Origin of the sequence: Rhizobium sp. IY2 (assembly GCF_047532935.1) — a bacterium.
In the GTDB taxonomy this organism is placed as follows: Bacteria; Pseudomonadota; Alphaproteobacteria; order Rhizobiales; family Rhizobiaceae; genus Rhizobium; species Rhizobium anhuiense.
Genome location: NZ_JBLKNU010000006.1, coordinates 321816 through 335713, shown reverse-complemented (window position 1 = coordinate 335713; position 13898 = coordinate 321816). Strand labels below are relative to the sequence as shown.

General features: G+C 62.4%; 11 protein-coding genes, 1 pseudogene and 1 riboswitch. Of the genes and pseudogenes, 5 read left to right on the top strand and 7 right to left on the bottom strand.

Annotated elements, in window-relative coordinates:
- Positions 1-207: 207 nt before the first annotated feature.
- A complete protein-coding gene (locus tag ACMUVN_RS20935; protein ID WP_029868281.1) occupies positions 208-1542 on the bottom strand; it encodes a sigma-54-dependent transcriptional regulator in 1335 nt (444 codons plus the stop codon).
- Entirely contained in the window at positions 1539-3332 is a 1794-nt protein-coding gene (locus ACMUVN_RS20930; RefSeq protein WP_280949753.1) for a sensor histidine kinase, read from the bottom strand. The genes ACMUVN_RS20935 and ACMUVN_RS20930 overlap by 4 nt, the downstream gene beginning before the upstream one ends.
- A gap of 299 nt (positions 3333-3631) precedes the next feature.
- Here ACMUVN_RS20930 and ACMUVN_RS20925 point away from each other — a divergent pair, with 299 nt between their 5' ends.
- Positions 3632-4294 carry a sulfite oxidase-like oxidoreductase gene (locus ACMUVN_RS20925; protein WP_168332508.1) on the top strand — a complete coding sequence of 221 codons (663 nt, stop codon included), beginning with the start codon at positions 3632-3634 and terminating at the stop codon, positions 4292-4294.
- On the opposite strand, the gene ACMUVN_RS20920 is transcribed toward ACMUVN_RS20925, so the two are convergent.
- From ACMUVN_RS20920 to ACMUVN_RS20910, 3 genes are all read right to left on the bottom strand, one after another.
- On the bottom strand, positions 4279-4911 hold the full coding sequence (locus ACMUVN_RS20920) for a hypothetical protein (protein ID WP_047616576.1): 633 nt from the start codon (positions 4909-4911) through the stop codon (positions 4279-4281). The genes ACMUVN_RS20925 and ACMUVN_RS20920 overlap by 16 nt on opposite strands.
- Positions 4912-4960: 49 nt before the next feature.
- Positions 4961-5707: a CbtA family protein gene (locus ACMUVN_RS20915; RefSeq protein WP_047616574.1), complete on the bottom strand. Its 747-nt coding sequence runs from the start codon at positions 5705-5707 to the stop codon at positions 4961-4963.
- A gap of 113 nt (positions 5708-5820) precedes the next feature.
- On the bottom strand, positions 5821-6030 hold the full coding sequence (locus ACMUVN_RS20910) for a CbtB domain-containing protein (protein ID WP_047616573.1): 210 nt from the start codon (positions 6028-6030) through the stop codon (positions 5821-5823).
- 13 nt (positions 6031-6043) lie between these two features.
- A riboswitch (adenosylcobalamin (AdoCbl) riboswitch) is annotated at positions 6044-6186 on the bottom strand.
- A gap of 88 nt (positions 6187-6274) precedes the next feature.
- Here ACMUVN_RS20910 and ACMUVN_RS20905 point away from each other — a divergent pair.
- Both ACMUVN_RS20905 and ACMUVN_RS20900 read left to right on the top strand, forming a co-directional pair.
- A complete protein-coding gene (locus ACMUVN_RS20905) occupies positions 6275-6829 on the top strand; it encodes a histidine phosphatase family protein (protein WP_047616570.1) in 555 nt (184 codons plus the stop codon).
- A gap of 543 nt (positions 6830-7372) precedes the next feature.
- Positions 7373-8944, top strand: coding sequence for a putative bifunctional diguanylate cyclase/phosphodiesterase (locus ACMUVN_RS20900; protein WP_047616569.1), 1572 nt, complete (start codon positions 7373-7375; stop codon positions 8942-8944).
- Between the two features lie 9 nt (positions 8945-8953).
- Here the strand turns inward: ACMUVN_RS20900 and ACMUVN_RS20895 are convergent.
- Positions 8954-9175: pseudogene (locus ACMUVN_RS20895) on the bottom strand (inorganic phosphate transporter); the annotation flags it as partial.
- A 113-nt stretch (positions 9176-9288) separates the two neighbouring features.
- Here ACMUVN_RS20895 and ACMUVN_RS20890 point away from each other — a divergent pair.
- Both ACMUVN_RS20890 and ACMUVN_RS20885 read left to right on the top strand, forming a co-directional pair.
- Positions 9289-10467 (top strand): acetate/propionate family kinase, encoded by a 1179-nt coding sequence (locus ACMUVN_RS20890; RefSeq protein ID WP_063475372.1) that lies wholly within the window; start codon positions 9289-9291, stop codon positions 10465-10467.
- Between the two features lie 71 nt (positions 10468-10538).
- Positions 10539-12923 (top strand): phosphoketolase, encoded by a 2385-nt coding sequence (locus ACMUVN_RS20885; protein WP_414815431.1) that lies wholly within the window; start codon positions 10539-10541, stop codon positions 12921-12923.
- A 63-nt stretch (positions 12924-12986) separates the two neighbouring features.
- Here ACMUVN_RS20885 and ACMUVN_RS20880 read toward each other — a convergent pair whose 3' ends face one another.
- Entirely contained in the window at positions 12987-13877 is an 891-nt protein-coding gene (locus tag ACMUVN_RS20880; protein WP_132575667.1) for a helix-turn-helix domain-containing protein, read from the bottom strand.
- Between the last annotated feature and the right edge of the window lie 21 nt (positions 13878-13898).

Genomic DNA, 13898 nt, shown 5'->3' with positions numbered 1-13898 from the left:
AAAACAACAAAAAAAATATTCCCCCCCCGTTCAGACTTTTTTTTTAAAAAAAGCACATCGCTTGGTTGCTCAACCCACAACACAGGGGGGGGTGGTTTGGTGTAAAAAACCCCCACCCCCCCCGGAGGATAATCGACTTGAGATTGGAAAGAGTGCGCGGCCACAGCCGGAATCGTCACTCGGAAAACAGGCATTTTCCGAAAGCAGTCAGCTTTCGATAATCATCATCCGCTTGTCGAGACCGTATTTCTGCATCTTTTCATAGAGGGTCTTGCGGGAAATGCCGAGTGACTCATAGACCGCCTTGAGGCTGCCGCCATGCGCCACCAGCGCGGTTGCAATCACCCCTCGCTCGAATTCAGCGACGCGTTCCGCAAGCCCCGTCGCCTCCTCGGCCTGCCGCCCGCCATTGTCGAGACCGAGGACCAGCCGGTCGGCGGCGTTCCTCAATTCACGCACATTGCCGGGCCAGTCGCGTTGGGCAATGTCGGAGATCACCTCCGGCGGCACGGGCATCTCGTCGCGGCCGTAGCGGGCCGCCGCCTCCCGCACCAGTTGCAGGAAAAGCAGCGGAACGTCCGCCCGCCGCTGCGACAGCGACGGCACGTGCAGCGTCGCAACGTTCAGCCGATAGAAGAGGTCGGCGCGGAAGCGCCCGGCTGCCACCTCCGCCTCCAGATCGACCTTGCTTGTGGCGATGAACCGCACGTCGAGCGCCACCACTTCGTTCGATCCGAGCCGCGAGATCACCCGCTCCTGCAGTACCCGCAGGAACTTGGCCTGCAGGTCGAAGGGCATGGAGCCGATCTCGTCGAGCAGGATCGTGCCGCCGCGCCCGTGTTCGAATTTTCCGTAGCGCGGCCTCACCGCGCCCGGAAAGGCCCCCACCTCATGGCCGAAGAGTTCGCTCTCGATCAGGTTTGCCGGCAGTGCGGCGCAATTGATCGCGATGAACGGCCGGCTTGCCCGGGCGCTGATATCGTGGAGCGCCCGGGCCACCACTTCCTTGCCGGCTCCCGTTTCGCCGACGATAAGCGTATCGGCATCGCTCGCCCCGATCGCCCGGATACGGTAGCGCAAATCCACCATCACCTGCGTGCGCCCCGGCAGCCGCGCCTCGATATCGTCGCGTTTGCCGGCGACCGCTTTCAGCAGCCGGTTTTCGAGCACGAGGCCGCGCCGCTCCATCGCCCGGCGGATGACGCCGGCAAGCATTTCGGGCGTGAACGGCTTCTCGATGAAATCATAGGCGCCTTCGCGCATCGCCTTCACCGCGAGCTGCACGTCGCCGTGGCCGGTGACAAGAATGACCGGCACCTCTGGATCGAGCTCGCGGATTTTCTGCATCAGCGTCATGCCGTCCATGCCGGGCATGCGGATGTCGCTGACGACGACACCGGGAAAGCTGTAGCCGATCAGCTCCAGCACGTGGTCGCCGTTCGAAAAGGTCTCGACGCTGAAGCCGGAGAGCTCCAACGCCTGCGCCGTCGAGCGGCGCAATTCCTCCTCGTCGTCAACCAGCAGGATCTTCGCATCGTTCATTCCGCCGCCTCCGGCATCAGCCCTGCCGCCGACTGCAGCTCGATGCGGAACACCGCGCCCCCTTCGGGATGATTAGCCGCCTCAAGGCTGCCGCCAAAATCCTTGATGATGTTGTAGGAGATCGAAAGCCCGAGGCCGAGCCCCTTGCCGACGCCCTTCGTCGTGAAGAAGGGATCGAAGATACGCTGGGCAATCGCCGCCGGCACGCCCGGCCCGTGATCCCGCACCGTCAGCACCACTTTGCCGGCCTCCTCGAAGGCCGAAACCTCGATGCGCCTGTCGTCCAGCCCTTCCACCGCATCGGCCGCATTCGAGATCACGTTCACCAGCACCTGTTGCAGACGCACCGAACCGGCGCGCACGACGGGTGGACGTGGGCCTAGATCGAGCAGGAGTTCGGCATCCGCCGCCTTCAGCCGCCAGGCGATGATCTCGAGCGTGTCATGCATCGCCTCGTCGAGAGAAACCGAGCCGAGCTTCTCGTTCGGTTTGCGGGCGAAGTTGCGCAGGTGCCGGCTGATCGCGGCCATGCGGTCAATGAGCCCGCCGATACGCCGGATATTGTCCCGCGCCTCCTCCGTCCGGCCCCGATCGATGAGAACGGAGGCGCTGTCCGTATAGGTCTTCGCCGCGGCGAGCGGCTGGTTGAACTCGTGCGAAAGAGCGGCCGACATCTGTCCGAGGCCGGCGAGCTTTCCGGCCTGGATCAGATCGGCCTGTGTCTGGCGGAGTTGTTGCTCGGTCAGGCGCCGCTCGGCGATCTCTTCTTCAATGCGGCTGTTGACGCGGGCAAGATCGGCTGTGCGTTCCTCGACGCGCCGCTCCAGCTCGTTGCGGGCGTCGGCCTGCATCTGCATGCGCTCGGCAAGCCGCGCCCGCCGCTGGCGAATGACCGCGACCGCGAGCCCGGCAATGCAGAGGATGAGAAAGACCGCCGCAAGCGCGGTGCGCGCCTGGGCGCGGATGGAACTCGTCTCCATCAGCACGTTCACGGTCCAGTCCTCGGCCGGCATGTAGTGCGAGAGCACCAGATATTCGCTCGAGCCGCGCTCGCCGGCGAGCGTCATCAACTCATGCGGCTCGAAGCGCTGACGCGTCACCGGCAACGCCGTCAGCCTGGCATTGGCATACCGCCGCGACGCTTCCGTGCGTGCGATGCGATCGGCCGTCAGCGGCAGGATAGCGCCATAGAGCCATTCGGGGCTGCCGGACATGAAGATGATGCCCTCCGGATCGGAGACGAAGATCTTGTATTCGCCGCCGCCCCAGGAGGATTCGATCATGTCGATATCGACTTTGAAAACGATGACGCCCCGAATATCCGCGCCGGTCCGGATCGGCGCGGCAAAATAATAGCCGCGCTTCAGCGAGGTGGTGCCGAGCGCGTAGAACCTTGCCTGCCGGCCTGCGATCGCATCCTGAAAATAGGGCCGGTAGCTGAAATTCTGTCCGACGAAGCTTCCCGGTCCGTCGTAATTGCTCGCCGCGATCGTCTCGCCATCCGGTTTGACCACATAGATGTCGGAGGATTTCAGCAGCCCGTTGATCTCCTTGAGATAGAGATTGGCGGCATCGCGTAGCGCCGCATCCTCAGGCGCGCTCACCAGTTCCTTGATGTCGTCGTGATCGGCAATCAGCGCCGGCAGCGCCTCGTAGCGGTTGAGGTGGCCGCTGAGCGCCGACACGGCAAGGCGCAGCGCCGTTCCTGCCTGCGCCGAGGCTTCCCCCATATAAGCGCGTGTCGCAATCGCGCTTCCATAAGTGAAGAAGGCGAAGATGATCAGCGGCACGACGAGCAACGCCGCTATCGCACGATACCTCGAAGACAGATCCGGCTCCTCCCCTTTCTGCCTCCACTCCCCAGCGAGGCATACCCGACGCCCTCAAGTCTAGCGCATCGGCCCGAAAATCGGAATCGATTTTCGGAAAGCACGATGCGTAGATTCAAAATGTTAGAGCGTCCTTTGTGCGTCCGAAAGGATGCACAAAGGACGCTCTAACAACCCTGGCAAGGTTTTCCAAGGGCCCGCCGAAACTTGACACTGAACGAACTCGGATATCCTATTGCCGCATCGCAAGGAAGCCCATCATGAGCGACGATCAGACACCCGCCGACAGCAAGCTCACCACATCCAAGCGCCGCTGGGCGGCCGAGGGCAAGTTCCTGACTGGCCGCATCAGCCGACCTGAAACCGAGCGTCTGCCGCCCGGCCAGCACCTCGTCAAGAACTGGCCGGTGCTCGATCTCGGCCAGCAGCCTGTTGTCTCGACGGATACGTGGCGGCTCGACGTGCGCGGCCTCGTCGAAACACCGCTCACCCTCACCTGGACCGCCTTCCAGGCGATCGAGCAGAGCACTGGGGTGAGCGATATCCACTGCGTCACCACATGGTCGCGCTACGACAACAAATGGAAGGGCGTCTCGACGCGTGATCTGCTCGACCTCGCCATGCCGAAGCCCGAAGCCGGTTACGTCATGCTGACCAGTTATGACGGCTATACCACCAACCTGCCGCTCGCTGATTTCGCCGCCGAGGACGCGATCCTTGCTACCGCCTGGGAAGGCCTGCCGCTGACGCCGGATCACGGCGGCCCGATGCGCCTGGTCGTGCCGCATCTTTATTTCTGGAAAAGCGCCAAATGGCTGCGCCGCATCGAGCTGATGCCCGACGACGAGGCTGGCTTCTGGGAAAAGAACGGCTACCATATCTACGGCGATCCATGGCGCGAGCAGCGCTATTCCGACGATTGAGCCTTCGGCCGCAGGAAGTGGCGAAGCCCAAAAAAACCAAGGCCGAACAATGCAGCGAGCCCGGTCAGCGACGCCATGCTGGCTGGATGAAGTGGCACCTTGCCCCAGTGTGGCTTGATGACATCGGCGGTGTTGAAGGCCTCGCCGCTGAACCGGCAGGTGACGAGCGCAAGGCCGCGCCGCGTCATGTCGGCGTCGACGGCGGAAATGATTTCATTCGCGGCAGCCCTCTCTTGCGGCATCTCGCGCATCGACAGCAAGACCGCCTTGGCCGCCGCGAGATAGGCATGGGCGCATTCGTTGAACGGGCTTTCCTCGTCCGTCACGCTGCCCGGCACCCGGCCCCAGAGACAATAGGAATACTGGATCTCGGCATAGTTCAGGACGCGGCGGAACGGCTCGTTGGTATCGACGGCACGGGAAGCAAGGTCGATGATCCCACTGCGATAGTCTGCAATCACCGCCATCTCGCCATGGGAAATTTCCGGAATATCCAGTCCGGTATGGCTGCCGCCGCCGCTAGGGCTATGGGCAAGAGCGCTTCCAGCAACCACACAAAAAAAGACGGCGGTGGCAAACGCCGTCGACACGAGTGGTATGGTTCTGCTGCTTGTCATGGCCGCCCGAAAAGTTCAGGGCGCCGGCAAGCGGCGCCCTTCGATGCGTTCAGTGAAATGCCGTTGCCGGCCGGCCGCGTTGCCCGTCCTTAACGGCAAGCCGCTTTTCCGCCAGCACTCCGAAGGCAAGGCCCAAGGTTGTCCAGAGGATCACATGCATGCCGAGCGAAGTCGTGCGGAACCGCCAGAGGACCATCGCCGAGAAGTTCTCCGGCACCTCGTTGATCGGCGGCAGCAGATAGAGCACGACGCCGATGAAGACGAGATAAGCGATTCCGGCGATGATCGCGCCATTCCAGAGACCGAAACGCCCCGCGAGGCGGCGCGACAGCGCCACCGCGGCAATCAGCGCGGCGAGCGAGACGACGATCATCAGGAAGAACAGTTCGGTCCTGACGCCGATCGTATCGGGATTGCCCACCGCCGGCGGGTTGGCCGGATACTTGATACCGGGAACGAGGACGATCGCCACGAAGGCGGCAATGGCGATGACGGCCGAGGTGCCGCGCGCCGAAAGGCTGCTGAAACGGCCGTGCACGAAAGCGAAGGCGAGAGCGAAGAGCCCGCCAACGGCAACGCTGTAGGCCATGACGCCGGTGAAAAGGCCGAGACCGGCCTGCGTGGCGCGGCTGACGATTTCAGGTTCGGCAGCTTCACCGGCCGCCTGGGCACTCGCCTCCTCGAAGGCGATCGCCGCATCGACCAGCGGCTCGCCGAAGATATGCGCAAAAGCGAAAACGAGGATGCCAGCAATCAGGCCCGCGAGCATGCCGCGAAGCAGAAGATTTCCAACCATGTCAGGAACTCCCCTAAAGCATGTCGCGCAAAAGTGTGCAGCGATTTTGCGATAACGACATGCGAAAACAAAGACCTAAAGTGAGGCGCGAATCTGAAAGATCGCGACGCGCTTTAGTGGCAGGGAAAGCCGAGGAGATGACGGCCGTCATGCACGAATTCGTGCACATACATCCCGTTGAACAGCGCCATCGCGCCTTCCTCGGTGCCGACAAAATAGAGAACGATGAGCATCAGCAGGCCACCGAAGATCGCCCATGGCAGGATCTCTCCCAGGGGGATCGGCGCCGGTGCCGCGACGGGCGCAAAAGTGGTGTCAGACATGTATTCCTCCGGGAATGACGCGTTCAGTCGAAAGAGTGCTTGTGCAGTAGGGTCTGACTTCCAGCGCGAAGAGCTTTCGACACGCTGGTCACAGTGGCGCGACCGCGCCGGATTTCCACCGGCTTCCAAACCCGCAACAGCACGGTTATATCTGCACGCCGAAGAGACTGTCAACGAAACTTCACAAGCCGGCCGAGGGCCGTCCTGCGCCGCTACAGCCGCACTCCGGGAGATCAGAACGACCGTGAATACGCGCCTCACCTGGATCTGCCACGGCGCGACGATGGCGAGCCGCAAGGCCCTGTTCCCGCTCGACGAACCGCTGGAAGGCAAGGCGGCGGAAGAAGCCGACAGGATGGCCGCCCTGCCCCGCGCCGATCGCGTTGCCACGAGCCCCGCTTTGCGCGCCCGCCAGACTGTTGACGCGCTCCGCCTCCAAGCCCGGATCGATCCGGCGCTTCGCGACTGCGACCATGGCCGCTGGGCCGGCAGATCGATCGCCGCGATAGAGGCGGAAGAGCCTGAGAACCTCATGGCCTGGATGAGCGATCCGGAAGCGGCCCCGCATGGCGGCGAGAGCCTTCTTGATTTGAGAACACGCGTCGCCGACTGGATGGAGAGCGAATCCGCCCTCGGCGGCCATGTGATCGCCGTCAGTCACGCAGCCGTCATCCGGGCGGCGGTCGCCCATGTGCTTCAGGCGCCGCTCTCCTCTTTCTGGCTGAGCGACATCGAGCCGCTCGCCGTCATTCGCATGACCAGCAATGGACGACGCTGGTCTCTGCGCTTCCAGCATTAGAGCGCCGTGCGTCCTTTCGGACGCACAAGGACGCTCGACACTTTCAATCCTCGCATCGCGCTGTCCGAAAATCGATTCCGATTTTCGGACCGATGCTTTAGCGAGTCCTGATCATATCCAGCCTTACACAAGCAAATCGCGTCATCTCTGTTGAACCCGGTTTCGCGGGGACTACTTCCTTATCCCAAGGAGATGGAAGAATGACATATGATTGGAGTGGGGAGCGCACGCGGCGCCTGCGTTTGATGCGTGTCGCCACAGTCACAGTTCTGGTCGGTCTCATCGTCAGCGTCCCGCTGCTGATCGTCACCGCCTGAAGCACGAAAAAGGGCGAGCGATGCCATGGCACGCTCGCCTTCGTTTTTTCCGCACCTGCCATTCTGCCAACCACGAAGAGGGCTCGCTCGGCGTTTTCCTCTGGCGCCAACGGTCCCTCGACGGCACATCAGGAGGCTGCCGCCTCCGATAATTCGCCTTCTGGTTTCAACGAACATTTCAGACTTTCGTGCTACTTCCGCGAAGGGTGGAGATGGAGAAGGCGCAGTGCCGGTATTTTTCCAGAGCAGGGCCGGAAGGCAATGTGTTTCGATCGTCGGGTTCGGGATTACTCTCTGGCTCCTCTGCACCCTGTTGCAGCTTGACGACAGCCTTGTCTACTTCATGACCGGTTTCGGCGAGTACGGCGCCGACAAGCTCGTTCTGGCGCTCGGCATCGCCGGCGCCATGAGCTTCATCTATTCGGTGCTGCGCATAGCCGACCTGCGCAAGGAAACGGAACTGCGCGCCACCGCCCAGGCAAAGGCCGATTGGACCGCAACCCACGACCATCTCACCAAACTGCCGAACCGCTACGCCTTCGAGCGCAAGATCCTCTCGCGGCCGATCAAGGACGATGAGGCCGAGATCGAGGAGTGGGATCGCAACGTCACTCTCTTCTCCGTCGACCTCGACGGCTTCAAGAAAGTCAACGATCTCGTGGGCCACAAGGGCGGCGACGTCCTGTTGATCGAGGTTGCCAGACGCATCTGTGCACTCGGCAATGCCGATTGCGTCTATCGCTTCGGCGGCGACGAATTCATCGTCGTCGCCTTCGCCCTGACGGCGCAGCGCGAGGAGCGTTTTGCCAAGCTGCTGATCCAGGCGGTCACCCGGCCGATCCATATCGATGGCTTTGCCGTCGAGGTCGGCGCCAGCGTCGGCTACGACCGCTGGGCCGAGGGAGCCGAACCACTGGAAGACGCCGCCCACCGTGCCGACCTCGCCATGTATGAGGCGAAATCACGCGGACCGAACCACTATTTCGTCTTCGAACCTTCGATGCAGGACAAGGTGACCGAACGCGCCGCACTGGAAACCAGGCTGCGCGCCGCGATCTCCAACAAGGCGATCAAACCCTTCTACCAGCCGCTGATCGATCTGAAGACCGGCCAGCTCTGCGGCTTCGAGGCGCTGGCGCGCTGGATCGGCGACGATGGCGTCAACATCCCGCCGCCTGTTTTCATCGGCATCGCCGAGGAAACCGGCATGATCACTGCATTGTTCGAGGATCTTCTCGCCCAGGCCTGCAGCGACGCACTCACCTGGCCGGAGCATGTGATGTTGTCTTTCAACGTCTCGCCGGTGCAGATGGAAGACAGGCTGCTGACCTCCCGCATCCTCAAGGTGCTTTCGGCAAGCCGGTTGCCGCCGCAGCGCCTGGAAGTGGAGATCACCGAAAACGCGCTGATCCAGGATCCCGCCATCGCCGCCGTCATTCTCGACGAACTGCATGCGGCCGGCATCCAGATCGCGCTCGACGATTTCGGCACCGGCTATTCGAGCCTCGCCCAGCTCGCCCGCTATCGTTTCGACAAGATCAAGATCGACAAAAGCTTCATCGCCACCTATCGCGACGACGAACGCCAGGAAAAGATCGTCCGCGCCATGCTCGGCCTCGGCCGGAGCCTCAACATCAAGACGACCGCGGAAGGCGTCGAGGAGCATGGGCAGCTCGCCTTCCTGCTGCAGCTCGGCTGCGACATCGGCCAGGGCTATCTCTTCGGCAAGGCGATGCCCGCCGCCGAGGCGGGCATCTTCATCAGCGATCGCAATGCCAGTCTGGCCTCGACGGCCTGACGGGACGTCTTAAAACACCTGGCGCAGGATCACGAAGGGCACGAAGGGCACGAAGGCGATCGCAATCGAGGCCGGCAGCGTCAGCACCCAGGCCATCAGCATGTCGCGCACGGTCGACCATTGCAGGCCGGAACCGTTCGCCGCCATGGTGCCGGCGACGCCTGACGACAGCACACGCGTGGTCGAGACCGGCAGGCCGAGATGATCGGCCGAAGCGATGGTGACCATCGCACGACTTCGGCTGCCGCGCGGCGGCAAAAACACGTGGAGGCCCGAATATTCCCTTTCCGTCAGGAGGCCCGACGCTAAGTTCAGCTATCGTCACGCCCGCGCGGAGTCTGAGAATGTCATCGACCGACCTCCTCCTGACCTTCAATGCCGGTTCCTCGACCGTCAAGATCGGCATTTTTACGATGGAGGGTGATGCGGCGCGACGCCTCGGCAAGGGCGTGATCGATTTCCGCGCCGAACCGCTCTCGCTCGGCCTGACCAGGGGATCGCAGACATTCGAGATGCCATTGAAGGCCGAAATGACGGAAGACCTGCACGGCGTTATCGACGAGACCTTGGCGCATCTCGCCGACCATTTCGACACGACCGCCACACGCGCCGCCGGCCACCGCGTCGTCCATGGCGGCGATCGCTTCACGAAGGTGATCGCCCTCGACGACGCAGCAATCGATGCGATCGATGCGCTGACCCCGCTTGCGCCCCTGCACCAGCCGCAGGCGCTGCGTTTCATCCGCGCGCTCCGGCATCTGAAGCCGCATCTCACCCAGACGGCCTCCTTCGACACCGCCTTCCATGCCACGCAGGACGATCTCGTTCGCCGCTTCGCCATTCCCCGTGCGCTGCATGACGAGGGCGTCAAGCGCTACGGCTTCCACGGCCTCTCCTATAAATTCATCGCCGGCGAGCTTGCCCGCAAGGCGCCGCGCGCGGCAAAGACCGTCGTCGCCCATCTCGGCAGCGGCGCCAGCCTCTGCGCGCTGGACGGCGGCGTCAGCCGCGATTGCAGCATGGGCTTTTCGACGCTCGACGGCATCCCGATGGCGACACGCCCAGGCCCGCTCGATCCCGGCGTCATCCTGCATCTGGCCGGAGAGAGAAAACAGTCCTTCGAGGCGATCGAAGACCTGCTCTATCACCGCTCCGGCCTGCTCGGCGTCTCCGGCATCAGCGCCGATACGCGCGATCTGCTGAAGGATGGACGGCCGGAGGCGCGTCAGGCGATCGACCTCTTTACGTTGCGCATCGCCGGCGAGATCGGCCGCATGGCGGCGACACTCGGCGGCCTTGACGCCATCGTCTTCACCGCCGGTATCGGCGAACATCAACCGGCGATCCGCGCCGGCGTTGCCAAGCGGCTGTCCTGGCTTGGCCTTGCGATCGACGAAAAGGCCAATGCCGCCAATGATTTCACGATCAGCACTGGGGAAAGCCGCATCGCCGCTCATGTCATCGCCACCGATGAGGAGCAGGTCATCGCCGACGAGGCGCTGACCCTTCTTCGTGGTGGATGATCCAGATCAATAACAGGCTGACGCCGGCCGATAGAATTGACGTTGAACACGTTTTCGAACGGGAGAAATCCATGGAAAAGCATGTCTCGACCGCCGCCCTGACCGATGCCGAACTCGCCCTGATCGACCGCTATTGGCGCGCCGCCAACTATCTCTCGGTCGGTCAGATCTATCTGCTCGCCAATCCGCTGCTGCGCGAGCCGCTGAAACCGGAGCACATCAAACCCCGCTTGCTCGGCCATTGGGGCACGACACCCGGCCTCAACTTCATCTATGCGCATCTGAACCGTCTCATCCGCGCTCGCGACCTCGATATCATCTACATGTGTGGCCCCGGCCATGGCGGGCCGGGCATGGTCGCCAACACCTATCTCGAAGGCATCTACAGTGAAATCTATCCCGATATTTCCGAGGATACGGAGGGCATGCGCAAGCTCTTCCGGCAATTCTCCTTTCCTGGCGGCATTCCGAGCCACGCCGCACCCGAAACACCGGGCTCGATCCACGAGGGCGGCGAGCTCGGCTACGCCCTCGTCCATGCCTATGGCGCCGCCTTCGACAATCCCGATCTGATCGTCGCCTGCGTCGTCGGCGACGGCGAGGCCGAAACCGGGCCGCTGGCGGCGAGCTGGCATTCCAACAAGTTTCTGAACCCAGCCCGCGATGGCGCCGTGCTGCCGATCCTGCATCTGAACGGCTACAAGATCGCCAATCCGACCATTCTTGGCCGCGCCAGTCACGAGGATTTGCAGAGCCTCTTTGAAGGCTATGGCTACGAGCCCTTCTTCGTCGAGGGTCACGAACCGCGCGACATGCACCAGCAGATGGCCGCAACCTTCGACAGGGTCTTCGATCGCATTCGCGAAATCCAGGAGGAAGCACGCAATGGCAAGGCGCCCGATATCTGCCCGCGCTGGCCGATGATCGTGCTGCGCAGCCCGAAGGGCTGGACAGGACCGAAGGAGGTTGACGGCAAGAAGGTCGAAGGCTTCTGGCGCTCCCACCAGGTGCCGGTCTCCAACTGCCGCGAGAATGACGGCCATCGCAAGATCCTCGAGGACTGGATGCGCGGCTATGATCCGGAAGACCTGTTCGGCGCCGACGGCCGGCTGAAACCGGAACTGCGGGCGCTGGCACCGGCCGGCGAACGCCGCATGGGCGCCAATCCGCACGCCAATGGCGGATTGCTGCGCAAGGAGCTCGATGTTCCCGATATCAGCGCCTATGCGGTCGAGATCGGCAAGCGCGGCAGCGCCATGGTGCAGTCGACGGAAATCCTCGGCCATTATCTGCGCGACACGATGAAGCGCAATGCGGAGGCCGCCAACTTCCGTATCTTCGGTCCTGACGAAACGGAATCAAACCGTCTCGGCAGCGTCTTCGAAGTCACCGACCGTGTCTGGATGGAGGATATCGAACCCTACGACATCCACCTCTCCCGCGACGGCCGTGTCATGGAGGTGCTGAGCGAACATCTCTGCCAGGGCTGGCTTGAAGGCTATCTGCTGACCGGCCGGCACGGCCTGTTCTCGTGCTACGAAGCCTTCATCCACATTATCGATTCCATGTTCAACCAGCACGCCAAATGGCTGAAGGTGACGCGCGAACTCGAATGGAGAAAGCCGATCTCGTCGCTCAACTACCTGCTGACCTCCCATGTCTGGCGCCAGGACCACAACGGCTTCAGCCACCAGGATCCCGGCTTCGTCGACCTCGTCGCCAACAAAAAGGCCGATATCGTCCGCATCTATTTGCCGCCGGATGCCAATACCCTGCTCTGGGTCGGCGACCATTGCCTGCGCACCTATGACCGCATCAACGTCATCGTCGCCGGCAAGCAGCCGGAGCCGCAATGGCTGTCGATGGACGAGGCGGTGAAACATTGCGAGGCCGGCATCGGCATCTGGCACTGGGCAAGCAACGAGGACGACACGATCCTGCCCGATCTCGTCATGGCCTGCGCCGGCGACGTGCCGACCATGGAGACGCTGGCCGCCGTCGATCTTCTGCGCAAGGCCATTCCCGAGCTGAAGATCCGCACCGTCAACGTCGTCGACCTCCTGGCGCTGCAATCCAGCGTTCAACATCCGCACGGCCTGACCGACGAGGCCTTCGACGCGATCTTCACATCAGACAAGCCTGTCATTTTTGCCTATCACGGCTATCCCTATCTCATTCACCGGCTGACCTATAAGCGCACCAACCACCGCAACATCCATGTCCGCGGCTTCATCGAGGAGGGCACGACGACGACGCCCTTCGATATGACCGTCCTCAACGAACTCGACCGCTTCCATCTCGCCATCGAAGCGATCGAGCGTGTACCCGGCCTGAAAGAAAAGGCAGGCGAAGCGCTCGCCGCCTTCCGCGGCAAACTTGCGGAGCATCACGCCTATGTCCGCGAATATGGCGAGGACATGCCGGAGGTGCGGAGCTGGACGTGGCCAGCGGCGTGAAGCGAAAACCAAACAGGACCGCGGCGAACCGGTCCGCAGAGATCATCCGTCGGGCGCAACGAGTCACGCGCCTTCAAGCCGACCCTTTTCCTTGATGCGCCAGACCCGCGGCGTTTCGCCGGTATATTTGAGAAAAAAACGCGAGAAATAGGCGGGATCGGCAAAGCCGAGCCGAAACCCGATCTCCTGGACGCTGCCAAGTGTGAAAACGAGCTGGCGTTTCGCCTCTTCGATGAGTTTGCCGGCGAGCAATTCATGGGGGGTGTTGCCGGTCATCGACCGGACGATACGGGTAAGATGCGTCGGCGAAACTCCAAGCTCCCTGGCGTAGAAGGACGCGGGCTTGTGCGATCGGAAATGGCGTTGAATGAGCTCGTTCAGCATTTCCAGCCGCCGCTCGTTCTCGTCGGGCGGGAGCTCGTGCATGTTTCCTTGATGGGAAATCCTCGCAGTCAGCCTGAGCACCAAGCCGACATAGGCCGCCAATACCTCGTTGCGCCCGCTGCGCCGGTTTTCGAATTCGTCGCCCAGCCGCCTCAACGTCTGCATCACATAGGCTGCCTCGGCATCCTCAGGATCGAGTGGCGTCAGATGCGGTGTCGCCAGCCATTCGCCGAGCTGGCTTCGCTCGCCAAGCGGATGGCTGAGATGGGATCTCAATAGGGTGATCACCAAGCCGTCGATGTCGCGTGAAAAACGAAAGCCGTGATTGAGCCCAGGCGGGACCGTGATGACTGCCGACGGCCGGATGGCATGGCTCTTTTCGCCGAAGATCGCATCGCCGGAACCGCCTTCGATGTACAATATCTGAAAGAAGCTTTCGTGGCGGTGCGGCCGAATTTCCCATTGATGCAGGCTGCTGCGGGAGCGAATTGTTTCGCAATGCAACCAAAAATCCGGCCCTCGCCCGGTATTTTCGCCGTAAAGTTCGTAGGTCGGAACATGTTTGCTCATGGGGCTCCTCCCGCACCTATG